The organism is Streptomyces sp. NPDC096152, from assembly GCF_044763235.1.
Taxonomy (GTDB): Bacteria; Actinomycetota; Actinomycetes; order Streptomycetales; family Streptomycetaceae; genus Streptomyces.
Map to the genome: position 1 here is coordinate 535,548 of NZ_JBIWFW010000001.1, position 17,862 is coordinate 553,409.

A 17,862-nucleotide genomic window follows, 5' to 3' on the forward strand; every position below is an offset into this window, starting at 1 on the left:
GTCAGCTGTCTTCTGTCGCCCGGGCCTTCACGGCCTCCAACCGTACGGCGCACACCTTGAACTCCGGCATCCGCGAAGCCGGGTCGAGCGCCGGGTTGGTCAGGGTGTTCACGCGTCCCTCGCCCGCCCAGTGGAAGGGCATGAACACCGTGTCCGGCCGGATGCCGCTGGTGATCCGGGCGGGGGCCACCGCCCGCCCGCGCCGTGAGACGACCGCGACCGGGTCGCCCTCGGCCGCCCCGAGCCGCGCCGCCAGCCGCGGGTGCAGTTCGACGAACGGGCCGGGCGCGGCGGCGTTCAGCTCGTCCACCCGCCGGGTCTGGGCGCCGGACTGGTACTGGGCCACCACCCGCCCGGTCGTCAGCAGCACCGGGTAGTCGTCGTCCGGTTCCTCCGCGGCCGGCCGGTGCGACACGGCCGCGAACCGGGCCCGCCCGTCGTCGGTGGCGAACCGGTCGAGGAACAGTCGGGGAGTGCCGGGGTGCTCCGGCCCGGGGGCGCCGGACGGGGCGTCGCGCCGGTGGGTGCCGGGGTGCATCGCGGGCCGCGGGGTACGGGGGCGGGCTCCGGGCTCGGTGACGCGGGACGGGGCGTCGGGCCGGTGGGTGCCGGGGCCGGGGAGGCCGGTCGAGGCGTCGGACCGGTGGGCGCCGGAAAGGGCTTCGAGCGGCGGGGGAGCGACGGCGGCGTCGTCGCGCGCCGGGTCGTCCGCGACGACGTCCAGGCAGGCGTCCTCGCCGTCCGCCACGGAGGCGGTGGACGCGGTGGACGTGGCGGTGGAGGCGCCGGTGGACATGGTGGCGAGCGTGGCGCCTCCTCCGCCCCCGCCGCCGTTCGCCTCCTCCGCGCCCTCCATGTACTCCGCGTCCCCGGCCGGCGCGGGGCAGGGCCAGAACACGCCGTTCTCGTCCGCCAGCCTGCGGTAGGTGATCCCGGAGTAGTCCGCCGGACCGCCCGCGCTGGCCCGGCGGAGCTCCTCGAAGACCTCCTCGGGGTCGGTCGGGAAGCCCTTCTCCACCCCGAGGCGCGCCGCGAGTTCGTGCAGCACCTCCAGGTCGCTGCGGACCCCGTCCGGCGGGGTGAGCGCGCGCCCCCGCAGCAGCACCCGCCCCTCCAGGCTGGTCGTCGTGCCCGTCTCCTCGGCCCACTGCGTGACCGGCAGGACGACGTCCGCGAGGGCCGCCGTCTCGGACAGCACCACGTCGCACACCGCCAGGAAGTCCAGCGACCGCAGCCGCTCCTCCACATGGGCGGCGCGGGGCGCCGAGACCACCGGGTTGGACCCCATCAGCAGCAGCGTGCGGATGTCCGTGCCGAGCGCGTCCAGCAGTTCGTACGCGCTGCGCCCCGGACCCGGCAGCGTGTCCGGGTCCACGCCCCACACCTCGGCCACGTGCCGCCGCGCCGCCGGGTCGGTCAGCTTGCGGTAGCCGGGCAACTGGTCGGCCTTCTGGCCGTGTTCGCGTCCGCCCTGCCCGTTGCCCTGCCCGGTCAGGCAGCCGTACCCGGACAACGGGCGGCCCGCGCGCCCGGTCGCCAGGCACAGGTTGATCCACGCGCCCACGGTGTCGGTGCCCTTGGACTGCTGCTCGGGACCGCGCGCGGTGAGCACCATCGCGGCCTCCGGCTCGCAGAACAGCCGTACCGCCTCGCGCAGTTGCGGGACCGGCACCCCGGTGATCCGCTCCACGTGCTCCGGCCAGTGCGCCATGGCCGCGGCCCGCGCCTCCTCCCAGCCGGTGGTGCGCTCGCGGATGTACGCCTCGTCGGCGCGGCCCTCGGCGACGACCAGGTGCAGCAGGCCAAGCGCCAGCGCGAGGTCGGTGCCCGGACGGGGGGCCAGATGGAGGTCGGCCTGCTCGGCGGTCCGGGTGCGGCGCGGATCGACGACGACGAGCGTGCCGCCGTTCTCGCGCAGCTCGTTGAAGTACCGCAGCGACGGCGGCATCGTCTCCGCCGGGTTGGAGCCGACCAGGATCACACAGCCCGTCCTCGGGATGTCCTCCAGAGGGAACGGCAGCCCGCGGTCCAGCCCGAACGCCCTCGTCCCGGCGGCCGCCGCCGACGACATGCAGAAGCGGCCGTTGTAGTCGATCTGCGAGGTGCCGAGCACCACCCGGGCGAACTTGCCGAGCGCGTACGCCTTCTCGTTGGTCAGACCGCCCCCGCCGAACACCCCGCAGGCGTCCGGACCGTGCGCGGTGCGCGCCCGGGAGAGCCCCTCGGCGATCCGGTCCAGGGCCTCCTCCCAGGTCGCGGGTGTGAGGGTGCCGTCGCCGGAGCGCACCAGCGGGGATGTCAGCCGCACCCGGGAGGAGAGCACCGCCGGCGCCGTACGGCCCTTGCCGCACAACGCCCCCCGGTTGACCGGGAAGTCCGCGCGCTCGGTCACCTCGACGCCACCGCCGGGGACGGGCGTGAGATTCATCCCGCACTGCAGGGCGCAGTACGGGCAGTGCGTGGGCGTCGCGGAGGTCTGCATGCCGCCCAGCGTGCGTCGGGCGTGTTACGGACCCGGGCGGCCCCCTGTTACACGGCCGGGACGGTGACCTCCCCGTCCGCCCCCGCCCGCCGTGAGGTGGAGGTCAGCGGCCGTCGGCCAGGGCGCGGGCCACCCCCGGCTCCTTCGGCCCGAGGAACCTCGGATCGGGCTGGAACAGCACGTCCAGGGCCGCCTTGCCCGCCGCGAAGACCTCGCGGGTGCCGCCGTAGTACCAGGTCACGTCGTGCTTCTCCTGCACGCCGACGCCCCAGGAGTCGACGCCCGCCGCGTCGCACAGGGCGACGGCCCGGCGGATGTGGAACGCCTGGCTGATCAGCACCGCCCGGCGCACCCCGAAGATCTTCCTCGCGCGCACGCAGGAGTCCCAGGTGTCGAAGCCGGCGTAGTCGGTCACCACCCGGGTGCCGGGGACGCCGTGCCGAGTGAGGTACGCCCGCATGGCGTCCGGCTCGTCGTAGTCGTCGCGGCTGTTGTCGCCGGTGACCAGGACGGCCCTGATCCGGCCCGCGCGGTACAGCTCCGCCGCCGCGTCCAGGCGGTGCGCCAGGTACGGCGACGGCTCGCCGTCCCACAGACCGGCCCCGAACACGACGGCGACCTCGGTGCGCGGCACGTCCGCCGTGGTGCGCAGGCGGTCGCCGGTCACCGTGTACATCCAGGTCGCCGGAAGCAGTGCCAGCACGCATCCGGCCACCAGCGCCTGCACCAGGCGCCGCCGCCCTCCCCGAGTGCGCGGCAGGCGCGGTCGTGGCGGCTTCGGTCGGCGCATCGGACGTCCCCTCCCCGGGCGGCCCGCTCGGGCCTGCCCCGATCATGGAGGACGCGGCGCGCGGCACCCCGGTTCGCCTTCCGCGCACCACCTTCGCAACAGCCCGCGCACGGCGGACACCGACGCCCGTACGCCCCGAAATGCGCCCCCGCACCGCCTCACACCCTCTCGCGCCGCCCGGTGATCGCCTGGAAAACACCTGTCACGGTCACGCAACGGCGGCGCAATCCGCGGCCGGGAGAATCCCTGCATGACGGCGTCGAACCCTCCTCGCGACGAGTCCTTCCAGCGCCCCGGCGGCCCCCCGCCCGGCGGTGTCCACCTCGACAGCACGGCGCAGATCATGAACAGCATCAGCAGGCACCTGGCCGGCCGGCTCGGCCTGGTCGCGCTCGACGGCAGGCGCCGCCCCGGGCCGCCCGCCCTCGTCCTCGTGGCGCACGGCAGCCGCGACCCGCGCGCGCTGACCACCGTACGGGCCCTCATGGACCGGGTCCGCGACCTGCGCCCCGGGCTGCCCGTGCGCCTCGGCCACATCGAACTGAACGAGCCGCTGCTCCCGGACACCCTCGCGGACCTGGCGGGCGCCCCGGCCGTACTGGTGCCGCTGCTGCTCAGTCGCGGCCACCACGTCAAGCGGGACATCCCCGAGACGGCGGCGGCCGCCCCGGCACACGCACGCGTGGCCGCCCCGCTCGGCCCGCACCCGCTGCTCGTGGAGACCCTCCACGACCGGCTGGTGGAGGCCGGGTGGCGTCCGGGCGCGGGCGGCGCCGCCCGGCGCGCGAGCGGGGTGGTCCTCGCCGCGGCCGGCTCCCACGACCCCGAGTCCGCGGCCGACACCCGCACCACAGCCCGGCTGCTGGCCGAGCGTCTCGGCGTGCCCGTCGTCGCCGCCTACGCCTCCGCCGCCACGCCGACCGTCCCGGACGCCCTGCGCGCCCTGGCCGCCCGGGGCCGCCACCGCGTCGCCGTCGCCTCCTGCTTCACCGCCCCCGGCCGCTTCGCCACCCAGTGCGCCGAGGCCGCGCCCGGGATCGCCGCCGCCCCGCTCGGCGACCACCCGGCGATGGCCCGCCTGGTCCTGCACCGCTACGACCAGGTCCTCGCCGCGCCGGAGACCACGGCCGGACCCGCGCTCGCCTCGGCCTGAAGCGCCACGGGAAACGGACGCTGACGTCCCGAATGTCACTGCCTGCGCTTACTGTCGAGACATGGAAGGCATCGCTCCCGGGGCACCGCGGACGTACGAGACGGAACCACAGACCTACGAGAACCACGTACCGCCCGTCGGCTACGAGGCGTCGGCCGTCGAGCGCTGGGCCGCCGAGCCCGACAAGCGGCCCGGCCGCACCGCCTTCCAGCGCGACCGCGCGCGCGTGCTGCACTCCGCCGCCCTGCGGCGCCTGGCGGGCAAGACGCAGGTGGTCACCCCGGGGACGCGCAGCCAGGTCTGGGACGCCAGCCCCCGCACCCGGCTCACCCATTCGCTGGAGTGCGCCCAGGTCGGCCGCGAGCTGGGCGCCGCCCTCGGCTGCGACCCCGACCTGGTGGAGGCGGCCTGCCTCTCCCACGACCTGGGCCACCCGCCCTTCGGGCACAACGGCGAACAGGCGCTCAACGAGTTCGCGCGCGACTGCGGCGGCTTCGAGGGCAACGCCCAGTCGCTGCGGCTGCTCACCCGCATCGAACCCAAGCGGTTCGTCCGCGACCCGGAGACCGACAGCCTCGTCAGCGTCGGCCTCAACCTCACCCGGGCCACCCTCGACGCCGCCACCAAGTACCCCTGGCCGCGCGGCGCCCACCCCACCGACCCGGCGTCCGGCAAGTTCGGTGTCTACGAGGAGGACCGGCCCGTCTTCGACTGGATCCGCAAGGAGGCCCCCGGCACGCGCACGTGCTTCGAGGCGCAGGTCATGGACTGGTCGGACGACGTGGCGTACTCGGTGCACGACGTGGAGGACGGCCTGCACGCCGGCCACATCGACCCCAACTGCCTGCACGCCGAGCCGGAGCGGCAGGCGGTCTTCGGGGTCGCCGTCGGGCGGTACGTGCCCGCGGACACCGACACCGAGGAGCTCGCGGAGGCCCTGGACCGCCTCCTGGACCAGGAGTGGTGGCCGCACGGCTACGACGGCTCGGCGGTCGCCCAGGCCCGCCTGAAGGACGCCACCAGCCAGCTCATCGGCCGCTTCTGCCTGGCCGCCGAGGGCGCCACCCGGGAGGAGTACGGCAGCGGCCGCCTCACGCGGTACGGGGCCGAGCTCGTCGTCCCGCGCGCCGCCCGCATGGAGTGCGCCGTCCTCAAGGCGGTCGCCGACCGGTACGTGATGCAGCGCGCCGAGCAGGAGCGGCTCCGCGCGGACCAGCGGATCGTGGTCGCCGAGCTGGCCGAGGCCCTCACCGCCCGCGCCCCCGACGGCCTCGACCCGCAGTTCCGCGCCCTGTTCGACCAGGCGGGCGACGACCGCGCCCGCAAGCGCGTCGTCGTCGACCAGATCGCCTCCCTCACCGACGCCTCGGCCCGTTCGCTTCACGCCCGTCTGACGGGGCACATATGACACTGGCGAGGGCCCCGCAGGTACGCACGGGACCCAGGTGATCCAGGGGTCCCGAAGGTGACCCTCCGTGGCCTGATCGGGTCACTCCCTCTTCCCGCATCACGCTCCGTGCGGGACGCTCGCAGATGGCGGCACCGTTACGAGGAGGCATCAAGTGGTCGACGCGGATCAGACATTCGTCATCGTCGGAGGCGGTCTCGCCGGCGCGAAGGCGGCCGAGACCCTCCGCGCGGAGGGCTTCAGCGGCCGCGTGATCCTCATCTGCGACGAGCGCGACCACCCCTACGAACGGCCGCCGCTGTCCAAGGGCTACCTGCTCGGCAAGGACGAGCGCGACAGCGTCTTCGTCCACGAGCCCGCCTGGTACGCGCGCAACGACGTCGAGCTGCACCTCGGCCAGACGGTCGTGGCGATCGACCGCGCCGCGAAGACCGTCCACTACGGCGACGACGGCACCCATGTGCGCTACGACAAGCTGCTGCTGGCCACCGGCGCCGAGCCGCGCCGCCTGGACATCCCCGGCACCGGCCTCGCGGGCGTCCACCACCTGCGCCGCCTCGCCCACGCCGAGCGCCTCAAGGGCGTCCTGGCCCACCTCGGACGGGACAACGGCCACCTGGTCATCGCGGGCGCAGGCTGGATCGGCCTGGAGGTCGCCGCGGCGGCCCGCGAGTACGGCGCCGAGGTCACCGTCGTCGAGCCGTCCGCCACGCCCCTGCACGCCGTGCTCGGCCCCGAGCTCGGGCAGCTCTTCGCCGAGCTGCACCGCGAGCGCGGCGTCCGTTTCCACTTCGGCGCCCGGCTCACCGAGATCGTCGGGCAGGACGGCATGGTGCTGGCCGCCCGCACCGACGACGGCGAGGAGCACCCCTGCCACGACGTGCTCGCCGCGATCGGCGCCGCGCCCCGCGTCTCGCTCGCCGAGGCCGCGGGCCTGGACATCGCCGGCCGCGAGCACGGCGGCGGCATCGTCGTCGACGAGCGGCTGCGCACCTCCGACCCCGACATCCACGCCGCCGGGGACGTCGCCGCCTTCCCGCATCCCCTCTTCGACACCCGGCTGCGCGTCGAGCACTGGGCCAACGCGCTCAACGGCGGACCGGCCGCGGCCCGCGCGATGCTCGGCAAGGACGTCACCTACGACCGCGTGCCCTACTTCTTCTCCGACCAGTACGACCTGGGCATGGAGTACTCCGGCTGGGCGCCCCCGGGGTCGTACGACGAGGTGGTGATCCGCGGGGACGCCGGGAAGCGCGAGTTCATCGCGTTCTGGATGAAGGAGGGCCGGGTCCTCGCCGGGATGAACGTGAATGTGTGGGACGTCACAGAGACCGTGCAGCGGCTGATCCGCGCCAAGGCGCCCGTGGACACCGAGGCGCTCGCAGACCCGCACGTCCCGCTGGAGAGCCTGGTCCCGTAGCGCGGGGAGTGTCCGTCCCGCCCCGTAGAATTCACGCGTGGCAGGACGGATCAACGACGAGGACGTGAAGGCGGTACGGGACGCGGTCCCGATCGACGCCGTGGTGTCCGAGTACCTCCAGCTGCGGAACGCGGGCGGCGGCAACCTGAAGGGCCTGTGCCCGTTCCACGACGAGAAGTCCCCGTCCTTCCAGGTCAGCCCGAGCAAGGGGCTCTTCCACTGCTTCGGCTGCCAGGAGGGCGGCGACACCATCACGTTCGTGATGAAGATCGACCACCTCACCTTCTCGGAGGCGGTCGAGCGTCTGGCCGGCCAGGCCGGCATCACCCTGCGGTACGAGGAGGGCGGGTACAACCCCTCCCATCAGCGCGGCGAGCGCATCCGCCTGGTCGAGGCGCACAAACTGGCCGCCGAGTGGTACGCCGAGCAGCTCGCCACCGGCGCCGAGGCCGAGACCGGCCGGGTCTTCCTCGCCGAGCGCGGCTTCGACCAGGCCGCCGCCCAGCACTTCGGCGTCGGCTACAGCCCGCAGGGCTGGGACCACCTCACCCGCTTCCTGCGCGGCAAGGGCTTCACCGACAAGGAGCTCCTGCTCTCCGGCCTGTCCCAGGAGGGCCGCCGCGGCCCGATCGACCGCTTCCGCGGCCGCCTGATGTGGCCGATCCGCGACATCGGCGGCGAGGTGGTGGGCTTCGGCGCCCGCAAGCTCTACGAGGCCGACAGCGGCCCCAAGTACCTCAACACCCCCGATACCGCGATCTACCGCAAGTCCCAGGTCCTCTACGGCATCGACCTGGCCAAGAAGGAGATCGCCAAGTCCAGCCGCGCCGTCGTCGTCGAGGGCTACACCGACGTCATGGCCTGCCACCTCGCCGGTGTGCCCACCGCGATCGCGACCTGCGGCACGGCCTTCGGCGGCGACCACATCAAGATCCTGCGCCGGCTGCTGATGGACAACGGCTCGGCCCGCGTGATCTTCACCTTCGACGGGGACGCCGCCGGCCAGAAGGCCGCCCTGCGCGCCTTCGAGGACGACCAGAAGTTCGCCGCCGAGACCTACATCGCGATCGCCCCGGACGGCATGGACCCCTGCGAACTCCGCCTGGCCAAGGGCGACGAGGCGGTCGCCGACCTGGCCGAGCCGCGCACCCCGCTGTTCGAGTTCGCGCTGCGCCAGATCGTGGCCCGCTACGACCTCGACACCCCCGCGGGCCGCGCGGCCGCGCTGGACGAGGCGGCGCCGATCGTGGCGCGGATCAAGAACAGCGGCGCCCAGCACGAGGTCGCGGTGCAGCTCGCCGGGATGCTCGGCATCCTCGACACCCAGTTCGTGGTCAAGCGGGTGGCGCAGCTGGCCCGTTGGGCGCGCGAGGGCGGCCGGGGCCAGGCGCCGGACCGGCAGCAGCAGCGCTCCCCGCAGCGGTACGCCGCCGCCGCGTCCCCGGCCCGCGGTCCCGCCCTGCACCTGCGCAACCCCGTGCACGCCACCGAGCGCGAGCTGCTGAAGCTCGCCCTCCAGCGCCCCGAGCTGGTCTCCCCGGCCTTCGACGCGTACGGCGTCGACGAGTTCACCGCCCCGCCCTACGCCGCCGTACGCCAGGCCGTCCTGGACGCGGGCGGCGCGGAGTACGGCGTCCAGGACCCCCAGGAGTACCTCGTGCGGGTCCGGGAGCTGGCCCCCGACGACAGCGTCCGCGCGATGGTCACGGAGCTGGCCGTCGAGGCGATCATGATGCCCAGGGGAGCGAAGGGGGCGGACGAGGTCTACGCGGGCGCCCAGCTGGTCACCGTGCGCCGCCGCGCGGTGGAGCGCCGGGTCCGCGACATCCAGTCCCGGCTCACCCGCCTGGGCGCCGGCGGCGACCCGGCCGAACTGGCCGCCGTGCAGAACGAGTTGTGGGTGCTCCAGCAGTACGACCAGGCGCTAAGGGTGCACGGCACCGACGCCCTGTGACCCGCCCTCGAAGGTCGGGGCGACGGCACGGACCAGCCGGTCGACGAACATCTGCTCGTCGTCCCGGTGCTGCGGGTACTCCGCCACGAAGTGGTTCCACTCGACGTACCCCAGCATCTCCACCACGTCGTCGAGGGTGACGGACTTCCGGTCCGGGTAGGGCCACTCGCCCGACAGCTCGAACACCTGGCGCAGCAGCTCGTAGGGCAGCGGGTGCCGCTCGGCCAGCAGAACCGCGTCGTACAGGTCCTTGCCCTGCGCGTAGGCGTCGTTGATCAGCCACATCATCTTCCAGGCGAGCGACAGCGCGGGCGTGGCCCCGTGCACGACCCGCCGCCGGGCCCTGCGCCAGGCGTCGGTGCGGGCCGGGTCGGTGGCGCGGTAGGCGTTGGGGTACTGCTTCATGGCCGGGTCGAAGACCAGGCGCTGGGTGACCTCCTCCCCGGGCACGGTCACGAACCGCTCGTGCCGGCCGTCGCCGAGGGCCCGCCGCGCGTTCCAGGACAGGTGCGCGCCGTGCGGCACCACCCGGGCGGCCAGCGCGTCCAGATCGGTGCCCGCGGCCGGCCGCAGCTTCACATGGTGCTCGAAGTACTGTGCCCCGCCGCACGGTTCGGCCGGCACCTCCGGCGCCCACGGCGCCGACTCCGTCTTCACCCGCACCGGCGCGAACCCGTCCGCCCGCAGTCGCGCCGCGACGCTCTCGGCCTGCGTCCTGGCCGCGTCGTAGCTCCTCGCGCCCGTCAGGGTCAGCATGGGCTGCGACCGCATCCGCCCGCGGGCCAGTTCGATGCGGGTGAGCTTCAGGCCGGCCGCGGCCGCCCAGCCGGTGAGCCGCTCGGAGTCGGCGGAGCTGTCGCAGCGGACCGTCACATGGCTTTCGTACAAGGATGCGGACACCCGGGGATCTTGCCAGATCAGTACGCGCGAGGGCATCCGTGTTCGCCGTCCCCGTAATCGCGCGGTCACGGGACGATCGCAAAAAGTCACCGCACGCCCCTCGTGGCAGTGATGTGTCGTACCCCACACTGGGTCCGGTGCCTGAGTCCTCGGAGCGCGGCCGATCCGTCCCCCACGGGTCCTACACCCCCGCGGTTCCACTCATCGCGTACGGGACGGACAGCGGCGTGGCCGCCGACTCCGCCCCCCGAGTACCGCTGCCGCTCCCCCTGGCAGCGATCATCCTGGAGGTCGCCCCCGTGCAGACCCAGACCCTCGCCCAGACCGACGTCGCCGGTGGCCTCGCGGTCGCCGCCGTACCCCCGCAGGACCGGGTCACGCTCCACTCGGAGGCGGAGCCGGACGGCCCGGCCGCGGATCCCGCCGGACCCGGGGAACCGCCCGCCGGCGAGCTGGAGGAACCGCCCGCCGAAGCCCTGGAGGGCGCCGGGGCCGCCGAGCCGGCCGAGCCCGCCGCACCGGCCCCGACCCGCACCGAGACCGGTAGCCCCTCCTCGGACCTCTTCCGCCAGTACCTGCGCGAGATCGGCCGGATCCCGCTGCTCACCGCGGCCGAGGAGGTCGAACTGGCCCGCCGGGTGGAGGCCGGGCTGTTCGCGGAGGAGAAGCTGGGCAGCACCCCGGACCTGGACAGCCGGCTCGCGCTCGACCTGGACCGGCTCGTGGTGCTGGGCCGGATGGCCAAGCGCCGCCTGATCGAGGCGAACCTGCGGCTCGTCGTCTCCGTCGCCAAGCGGTACATCGGCCGCGGCCTGACCATGCTCGACCTGGTGCAGGAGGGCAACCTCGGCCTGATCCGGGCGGTGGAGAAGTTCGACTACGCCCGCGGCTACAAGTTCTCCACCTACGCCACCTGGTGGATCCGCCAGGCGATGTCCCGCGCCCTCGCCGACCAGGCCCGCACCATCCGCGTCCCGGTCCACGTCGTCGAACTCATCAACCGTGTCGTCCGCGTCCAGCGCCGGATGCTCCAGGAACAGGGCTACGAGCCCACCCCGGAGGAGGTCGCCGCCCACCTCGACCTGCCGCCCGAGCGGGTCAGGGAGGTGCTGCGGCTGGCCCAGGAGCCGGTCTCCCTGCACGCGCCGGTCGGCGAGGAGGACGATGTCGCCCTCGGCGACCTCATCGAGGACGGCGACGCCGCCTCACCCGTGGAGTCGGCCGCGTTCCTGCTGCTCCGGGAGCACCTGGAGGCCGTGCTGTCGACGCTCGGGGAGCGGGAGCGGAAGGTGGTCCAGCTCCGCTACGGCCTCGTCGACGGCCGTCCGCGCACCCTGGAGGAGATAGGGCGCATCTTCGGCGTGACGCGGGAGCGGATCCGCCAGATCGAGTCCAAGACCCTCGGCAAGCTGCGCGACCACGCCTTCGCCGACCAGCTCCGCGGCTACCTGGACTGACCGGGGCCCCTCACGCCGGGCAAGCGGCCCCGGGCCGGCTACGGACGCACGCGGCCGGGTGCCCACTCACCACGCGGGAGGGCACCCGGCCGCCGCACGGAGAACGCCTGGGCGTGGACGCGTCGGCGCAGCGGCACCCGTCGCGGGGCTGACGCCGAATCCAGGGGCGAAGGTCGGCGTCACGAGGACAGAGCGGCCCGCTCGGATTCGGCGAGCAGCACGCAGAACTCGTTGCCTTCCGGGTCGGCGAGAACGACCCAGCCCCAGCCGTCGGGTCTGCGGCGGTCGGCGACGAGGGAGGCGCCCAGCTCCGTCAGCCGCTGGACCTCGGCGTCCCGGGAGGTGTCGGGACGCAGACACAGATGGAGTCTGTTCTTGGCCGACTTGGGCTCCGGGACCTGGTTGAAGTGCAGGGCCGGGCCGCCCGGAAGCATGATCTCGGTCTCCTCGTCCCCCGGGCCGTCCCCGGGGTCCAGGGGGTGGCCGGTCACATCGGCCCAGAACCGTGCCAGCCGGTAGGCGTTCGCACAGTCGATCGCAATGTTCGTCACCGTTGAGGGCATGCGCGCGATCATGTCCGAGCGGCGCCGCACCCGCCACCGAAATACAGCCGCACCCACCCCCGGGCTGCCTGGGGTCGCCGTCGGAGGGGCGCGCTCCCCACACGCCCGGTGGCCGTGGGCCGCGCAAGGGCTCGCGCGGCCCACGGCCACCGGACCGCCCCAGCCCCGCCACCACGGCAGCCCGGGGCGTCCGGCTCCGGACGTGACGGCCCGGGCCGGTCCTAGTCGACCTCGGCGACCGCCTGCGCGAACTGGGCCTTGTACAGCCGTGCGTAGGCCCCGTCGGCGGCCAGCAGTTCGTCGTGCGCGCCCTGTTCGACGATGGACCCGTTCTCCATGACGAGGATCGTGTCCGCGTCCCGGATCGTGGAGAGCCGGTGCGCGATGACGAACGACGTCCTGCCGTGCTGGAGTTTGGCCATCGCCTTCTGGATGAGCACCTCGGTACGGGTGTCGACGGAACTGGTCGCCTCGTCGAGGACCAGGATCACCGGGTCGGACAGGAACGCCCGCGCGATGGTGATGAGCTGCTTCTCGCCCGCGCTCACCCCGGAGCCCTCGTCGTCGATCACGGTGTCGTAGCCGTCGGGCAGGGTGCGGACGAACCGGTCCGCGTGCGCGGCCCGCGCCGCCTCCTCGATCTCCCCGCGGGTGACCTCGCGGGAGGCGCCGTAGGCGATGTTCTCCGCGATCGTGCCGCCGAACAGCCAGGTGTCCTGGAGCACCATGCCGATCGCGGAGCGCAGTTCGTCCCGGGACATCCGCGCGACATCGACGCCGTCGAGGGTGATGCGCCCGCCGGACACCTCGTAGAACCGCATGAGCAGGTTGACCAGGGTGGTCTTGCCCGCGCCGGTCGGGCCGACGATCGCGACGGTGTGGCCGGGCTCCGCCTTCAGGGACAGGTCCTCGATCAGCGGCTTGTCGGGGTCGTAGCGGAAGGAGACGTGCTCCAGCGCGACCCGTCCGCGCAGTTCCTCCGGCCGCGTGGCCGGCACCGGGTCCGCCTCCTGCTCCTCCGCGTCCAGGAGTTCGAAGACCCGCTCGGCCGAGGCGACGCCCGACTGCACCAGGTTCGCCATCGAGGCGACCTGCGTCAGCGGCATCGAGAACTGCCGCGAGTACTGGATGAAGGCCTGCACGTCACCGATGGACAGGGCGCCCGAGGCGACCCGCAGCCCGCCGACGACCGCGACCAGCACGTAGTTCAGGTTCGACACGAACATCATCAGCGGCTGCATGATCCCGCTGTTGAACTGCGCCCGGAACCCGGCCTCGTACAGCGCCTCGTTCTGCTCGGCGAACTGCCGCGCCGACTCCTCCTGCCGCCCGAACACCTTCACCAGGGTGTGCCCGGTGTACATCTCCTCGATGTGGGCGTTGAGCTTGCCGGTGGAGCGCCACTGCTGCACGAACTGCGGCTGCGACCGCTTGCCGATGCGGGTGGCGACGACGAACGACAGCGGCACCGTCACCAGGGCGACCAGCGCGAGCAGCCAGGAGACGTAGAACATCATCACGAGCACGCCGATGATGGTCAGCAGCGAGTTGATGAGCTGCCCCATCGACTGCTGGAGCGTCTGCCCGATGTTGTCGATGTCGTTGGTGGCCCGGCTGAGCACCTCGCCGCGCTGCCGCTTGTCGAAGTACGACAGCGGCAGCCGCGACAGCTTCGCCTGGACGTCCTCGCGCATCCGGAACATGGTCCGGTTGACCGACCGGTTCACCAGCCGGGTCGCCACCGCCATCAGCAGGCCGGCGAGGAGGAACGTGCCGAGCGCGAGCAGCAGCACGTTCCCTACGGCGCCGAAGTCGATGCCCTTGCCGGGGGTGAAGTCCGTGCCCTTCAGCATGTCGGCGACGGCGCCCTGGCCCCGCTGCCGCATGGAGTCGAGGACCTGCTCCTTGGTCGGCCCGGACGGCATCCGCCGTCCGACGATCCCCCCGAAGACCAGGTCGGTCGCCCGGCCGAGGATCTTCGGGCCGATCACGCTCAGGGTGACGCTGAGGACCACGCACAGGACCAGCCCGTAGATCGTGACCCGTTCGGGTCGGAACCGGGCGATGAGCCGTGCGCCCGACTTCCTGAAGTCCATCGAGCGGTTGTCGGGGCCGCCCCCGGCCATCATCCGCCCCATCGGCCCGGCCATCAGGCAGCCTCCGCTTCCGTCAGCTGGGAGAGGACGATCTCCCGGTAGGTCTCGTTGTCCGCCATCAGTTCGTGGTGGCGGCCGGTGCCGACGACCCGTCCCTCGTCCAGGACGACGATCCGGTCGGCGTCCCGGATGGTGGCCACGCGCTGGGCGACGATGACGACGGTCGCCTCCGCCGTCTCCTCGGCCAGGGCCGCCCGCAGCGCCGCGTCGGTGGCGTAGTCGAGGGCGGAGAAGGAGTCGTCGAAGAGGTAGATCTCCGGGCGCTGCACCAGGGTGCGGGCGATGGCCAGGCGCTGGCGCTGGCCGCCGGAGACGTTGGTGCCGCCCTGCGCGATCGGCGCCTCGAGGCCGCCCTCCAGCGCGGTCACGAAGTCCTTGGCCTGCGCAACCTCCAGCGCGTGCCACAGTTCCTCGTCCGTGGCGTCCGGATTGCCGTAGCGCAGGTTGGTCGCCACGGTGCCGGCGAACAGGTACGGCTTCTGCGGCACCAGCCCGACGGTCCGGGCCAGCAGTTCGGGATCGACGGTCCGCACGTCCACCCCGTCGACGAGGACCTCGCCCTCGGTGGCGTCGAACAGGCGGGGCACCAGCCCCAGCAGCGTGGACTTGCCGCTGCCGGTCGAGCCGATGACGGCCGTCGTCTCACCGGGCCGGGCCACCAGGTCGACGGCGCGCAGCACGGGCTCCTCGGCCCCCGGATAGCGGAAGCCGCCCGCACGGATCTCCAGATGGCCGTGCCGGCGCAGCTCGGTGACCGGGGCGAGCGGCGGCACCACGCTGGACTCGGTGCCGAGGACCTCCTGGACGCGCTCGGCGCACACCTCCGCGCGCGGCACCATCATGAACATGAAGGTCGCCATCATCACGGACATCACGATCTGCATCAGATAGGCGAGGAACGCGGTCAGGTCGCCGATCTGCATCCCGCCGCTGTCGATGCGGTGCGCGCCGAACCACACCACGGCGATGGACGACAGGTTCACCACCGTCATGACGATCGGGAACATCAGCGCGAGCAGTCGCCCGGTGGCCAGCGACATGTCGGTGAGGTCGGTGTTGGCCCGGCGGAAGCGGTCCTTCTCGTAGTCGTCGCGGACGAAGGCCCGGATCACCCGGTTGCCGGTGATCTGCTCGCGCAGCACCCGGTTCACCGTGTCCAGGCGCACCTGCATGGAGCGGTACAGCGGGCGCAGCCGGCGCACGATCAGGGTGACGCAGACGCCGAGCACGGGAACGACCGCGACCAGCACGGCGGACAGCGGCACGTCCAGGCCCAGCGCCATCACGATGCCGCCCACGCACATGATGGGCGCCGACACCATCAGGGTGAACGTCATCAGCGCCAGCATCTGCACCTGCTGGACGTCGTTGGTGGTCCGGGTGATGAGGGAGGGCGCGCCGAAGTGGCCGACCTCGCGCGCGGAGAAGGACTGCACCCGGTCGAAGACGGCGGCGCGCACGTCCCGGCCGAGCGCCGCCGCGGTCCGGGCGCCGTAGTAGACGGCACCGATGTTGCAGACGACCTGCGCCAGCGAGATGCCGATCATCAGGGCGCCGTACGTGAGGATGTAACCGGTGTCGCCCTTCACGACGCCCTCGTCGATGATGTGGGCGTTCAGGGTGGGCAGGTAGAGGGTGGCGCAGGTCTGCACGAACTGCAGCAGCACCAGTACGGCGATGGGTTTTCGGTACGGCCTGAGATAGGTCCGCAGAAGTCGTATGAGCACGCTGGGTCTCTCGGAGTCGGCGGTGGGGAGTGGTCGACGTCCCCTGGCCCCTATCGTCGGACACTCCACCCGTGTTACCCCAACCGATTAACCCGACAGCGGGCCAACGACCGACGGCCCGTCAGCCATTGGCCCTAGGTCTCCGGTTTCCGCTGGGCCCCTGAACGGGTGACCCCCGCGGGGGGAAACGTCCCCGTACGGGTGACCGTCCCGTCCGCCCGAGCCTCCGCGGCCCGAGCCCGGAGCCCAGCCCGAGCCCGGAGCCCAGCCCAAGTCCCCGGGCCCAACCCGAGCCCCGGCCCTCGCGCCCGGCACGAGTCCCCGGGCCGCCCCGGGTTCACGACCGGAGTGCGCCGGGGTGGGTCTGCTCGCGCACCGACACGTACTGCTGGCGCACCGCCTGGCCCACCGCCAGGTCGTCGCCGGGCTCCAGGACCTGGGCGACCGCGCCCTGCCAGGCCGGCGGGGTGCGCGGGTCGAGGGCGCCCTGGGAGACGCCGAGCGCCCAGGCGGCCTGCCGGGCGGCGCCGACCGCGGCGTAGTCCGCCGGCTGCGGCACCACGACCTGCGTCCCGAACAGCGGGGGCGCCGCCGCCTGTACGGCGGACAGCTCGGCGGCCGGCCCGAGCAGGAAGATCCGGCGCACCTCCACGCCCCGGCCGCGCAGCACGTCGAGCGCGTCCGCGAGCCCGCACAACATGCCCTCGAAGGCGGCCCGCGCCAGGTGCTCCGGCTTCATCGACTCCCGTCTCAGGCCCGCCAGCGTGCCGGCCGTGTGCGGCAGGTTCGGCGTGCGCTCGCCCTCCAGATAGGGGAGCAGGACGAGCCCGTGGGACCCCGGCGTGGACTTCATCGCCAGGTCGGACAGGCTCTCCAGGTCGGGCAGGCCGAGCAGTTCGGCGGTGCCGCGCAGGGTCCGTACGGCGTTGAGCGTGGTGACGACCGGCAGGTGCATACCGGTGGCGTCGGCGAGCGAGGTGATCATTCCGCTCTGGTCGACGAGCGCCTCGGGATGCACGGCCATCACCGACCCGGAGGCGCCGAGCGACACCACCGCGTCGCCGAGACCCAGCCCGAGCCCGAAGGCGGCGGCCATCGTCTCCCCGGTCCCGGCCGAGATCAGCAGGCCCTCCGGCGTCGTGCCGGCCGCCTCGGCGGGCCCGATCACCTCGGGCAGCGAGACCTGCTGACCGAGCGCCAGCTCGACCAGGTCGGCCCGGTAGGCGCCGGTCGCCGCGGACCAGTAGCCGGTCCCGGACGCACCACCGCGGTCCGTGGTCCGGCGGGCCGGCCGCCCGAGGAGCTGCCACACCAGCCAGTCGTGCGCCTGCAGCAGGCCGGCGATGCGCCGGGCGGCGTCGGGCTCGTTCCTGGCGAGCCAGCGCAGCTTGGTCACCGGCTGCGCGGCCTGCGGCACCGACCCCACCGCCTGCGCCCACGCCTCGCGCCCGCCGAGCGCGTCGATCAGGTCGGCGGCCGCCACCTGGGCCCGCCGGTCGCCGCCGACCAGCGCGGGCCGCACGGTGTTGCCCTGCGCGTCCAGCGGGATCAGCGCGTTCTGCTGCGCGGACACGCCGATGGCCTGCACGCCCTCCAGCAGTCCGCCGCCGGCCGCCTCGCCGAGCGACAGCAGCCACGCCTGCGGATCGACGTCGGCGGGCCGTCCGCCCTCGGGGCTCTCCACCGGATGCGGCGCATAGCCCTGCCTGAGCACGGCCCCCGAGTCCGTGTCGCAGACCACGATGCGAGTGAAATCGGGCGAACTGTCCAGCCCGGCGACTATCCCCATGGCGAAAATTCTGCCGCACCGCGAGGGGTGACCGCGCCGGGTCGGTGCCGCGGGGTGCCGCGG

Annotated in this window: 12 protein-coding genes; 5 read left to right on the forward strand and 7 right to left on the reverse strand. The window is 73.4% G+C overall.

Annotated features, from left to right (window positions below; all coding sequences use genetic code 11):
* Nucleotide 1: 1 nt before the first annotated feature.
* Together ACIQ9G_RS02340 and ACIQ9G_RS02345 are read right to left on the reverse strand one after the other, a co-directional pair.
* Nucleotides 2–2,482: a molybdopterin oxidoreductase family protein gene (locus ACIQ9G_RS02340; RefSeq protein WP_403605015.1), complete on the reverse strand. Its 2,481-nt coding sequence runs from the start codon at nt 2,480–2,482 to the stop codon at nt 2–4.
* A gap of 103 nt (nt 2,483–2,585) precedes the next feature.
* The gene (locus ACIQ9G_RS02345) at nt 2,586–3,272 is read right to left on the reverse strand and encodes a vancomycin high temperature exclusion protein (RefSeq protein WP_403605018.1); all 687 of its coding nucleotides are present in this window, start codon (nt 3,270–3,272) and stop codon (nt 2,586–2,588) included.
* A 250-nt stretch (nt 3,273–3,522) separates the two neighbouring features.
* Between ACIQ9G_RS02345 and ACIQ9G_RS02350 the strand changes: the two genes are divergently transcribed.
* The 4 genes from ACIQ9G_RS02350 (at nt 3,523) to dnaG (ending at nt 9,207) form a co-directional block, all read left to right on the forward strand.
* Entirely contained in the window at nt 3,523–4,425 is a 903-nt protein-coding gene (locus ACIQ9G_RS02350; protein ID WP_403605021.1) for a sirohydrochlorin chelatase, read from the forward strand.
* Nucleotides 4,426–4,486: 61 nt separating this feature from the next.
* Nucleotides 4,487–5,833 carry a deoxyguanosinetriphosphate triphosphohydrolase gene (locus tag ACIQ9G_RS02355; protein WP_403605024.1) on the forward strand — a complete coding sequence of 449 codons (1,347 nt, stop codon included), beginning with the start codon at nt 4,487–4,489 and terminating at the stop codon, nt 5,831–5,833.
* Nucleotides 5,834–5,987: 154 nt separating this feature from the next.
* A complete protein-coding gene (locus ACIQ9G_RS02360; protein WP_403605027.1) occupies nt 5,988–7,253 on the forward strand; it encodes an NAD(P)/FAD-dependent oxidoreductase in 1,266 nt (421 codons plus the stop codon).
* A gap of 37 nt (nt 7,254–7,290) precedes the next feature.
* Nucleotides 7,291–9,207 (forward strand): DNA primase, encoded by a 1,917-nt coding sequence (gene dnaG, locus ACIQ9G_RS02365; RefSeq protein ID WP_403605030.1) that lies wholly within the window; start codon nt 7,291–7,293, stop codon nt 9,205–9,207.
* On the opposite strand, the gene ACIQ9G_RS02370 is transcribed toward dnaG, so the two are convergent.
* Nucleotides 9,178–10,107, reverse strand: a complete 930-nt coding sequence (locus ACIQ9G_RS02370; protein ID WP_403605033.1) for a hypothetical protein — start codon at nt 10,105–10,107, stop codon at nt 9,178–9,180. The genes dnaG and ACIQ9G_RS02370 overlap by 30 nt on opposite strands.
* Before the next feature lie 137 nt (nt 10,108–10,244).
* On the opposite strand from ACIQ9G_RS02370, the gene ACIQ9G_RS02375 reads away from it, so the two are divergent.
* Nucleotides 10,245–11,564: an RNA polymerase sigma factor gene (locus ACIQ9G_RS02375; protein ID WP_403605036.1), complete on the forward strand. Its 1,320-nt coding sequence runs from the start codon at nt 10,245–10,247 to the stop codon at nt 11,562–11,564.
* A gap of 179 nt (nt 11,565–11,743) precedes the next feature.
* On the opposite strand, the gene ACIQ9G_RS02380 is transcribed toward ACIQ9G_RS02375, so the two are convergent.
* The 4 genes from ACIQ9G_RS02380 to ACIQ9G_RS02395 all read right to left on the reverse strand — a co-directional run bounded on the left by ACIQ9G_RS02380 (nt 11,744) and on the right by ACIQ9G_RS02395 (nt 17,799).
* The gene (locus tag ACIQ9G_RS02380) at nt 11,744–12,127 is read right to left on the reverse strand and encodes a VOC family protein (RefSeq protein WP_403605038.1); all 384 of its coding nucleotides are present in this window, start codon (nt 12,125–12,127) and stop codon (nt 11,744–11,746) included.
* Between the two features lie 221 nt (nt 12,128–12,348).
* Nucleotides 12,349–14,277, reverse strand: a complete 1,929-nt coding sequence (locus ACIQ9G_RS02385; RefSeq protein ID WP_403605041.1) for an ABC transporter ATP-binding protein — start codon at nt 14,275–14,277, stop codon at nt 12,349–12,351.
* Nucleotides 14,277–16,010, reverse strand: a complete 1,734-nt coding sequence (locus ACIQ9G_RS02390; RefSeq protein ID WP_403605044.1) for an ABC transporter ATP-binding protein — start codon at nt 16,008–16,010, stop codon at nt 14,277–14,279. Before ACIQ9G_RS02390 ends, ACIQ9G_RS02385 begins: the two co-directional genes overlap by 1 nt.
* Before the next feature lie 337 nt (nt 16,011–16,347).
* Nucleotides 16,348–17,799 (reverse strand): FGGY-family carbohydrate kinase, encoded by a 1,452-nt coding sequence (locus ACIQ9G_RS02395; protein ID WP_403605047.1) that lies wholly within the window; start codon nt 17,797–17,799, stop codon nt 16,348–16,350.
* Nucleotides 17,800–17,862 lie beyond the last annotated feature (63 nt).

Bases quoted from the DNA above. Each gene is read 5' to 3' on its own strand.
- ACIQ9G_RS02340 (WP_403605015.1), bottom strand. From the start codon at position 2,482: ATGCAGACCTCCGCGACGCCCACGCACTGCCCGTACTGCGCCCTGCAG.
- ACIQ9G_RS02345 (WP_403605018.1), bottom strand. From the start codon at position 3,272: ATGCGCCGACCGAAGCCGCCACGACCGCGCCTGCCGCGCACTCGGGGA.
- ACIQ9G_RS02350 (WP_403605021.1), top strand. From the start codon at position 3,523: ATGACGGCGTCGAACCCTCCTCGCGACGAGTCCTTCCAGCGCCCCGGC.
- ACIQ9G_RS02355 (WP_403605024.1), top strand. From the start codon at position 4,487: ATGGAAGGCATCGCTCCCGGGGCACCGCGGACGTACGAGACGGAACCA.
- ACIQ9G_RS02380 (WP_403605038.1), bottom strand. From the start codon at position 12,127: ATGCCCTCAACGGTGACGAACATTGCGATCGACTGTGCGAACGCCTAC.
- ACIQ9G_RS02385 (WP_403605041.1), bottom strand. From the start codon at position 14,277: ATGGCCGGGCCGATGGGGCGGATGATGGCCGGGGGCGGCCCCGACAAC.
- ACIQ9G_RS02395 (WP_403605047.1), bottom strand. From the start codon at position 17,799: ATGGGGATAGTCGCCGGGCTGGACAGTTCGCCCGATTTCACTCGCATC.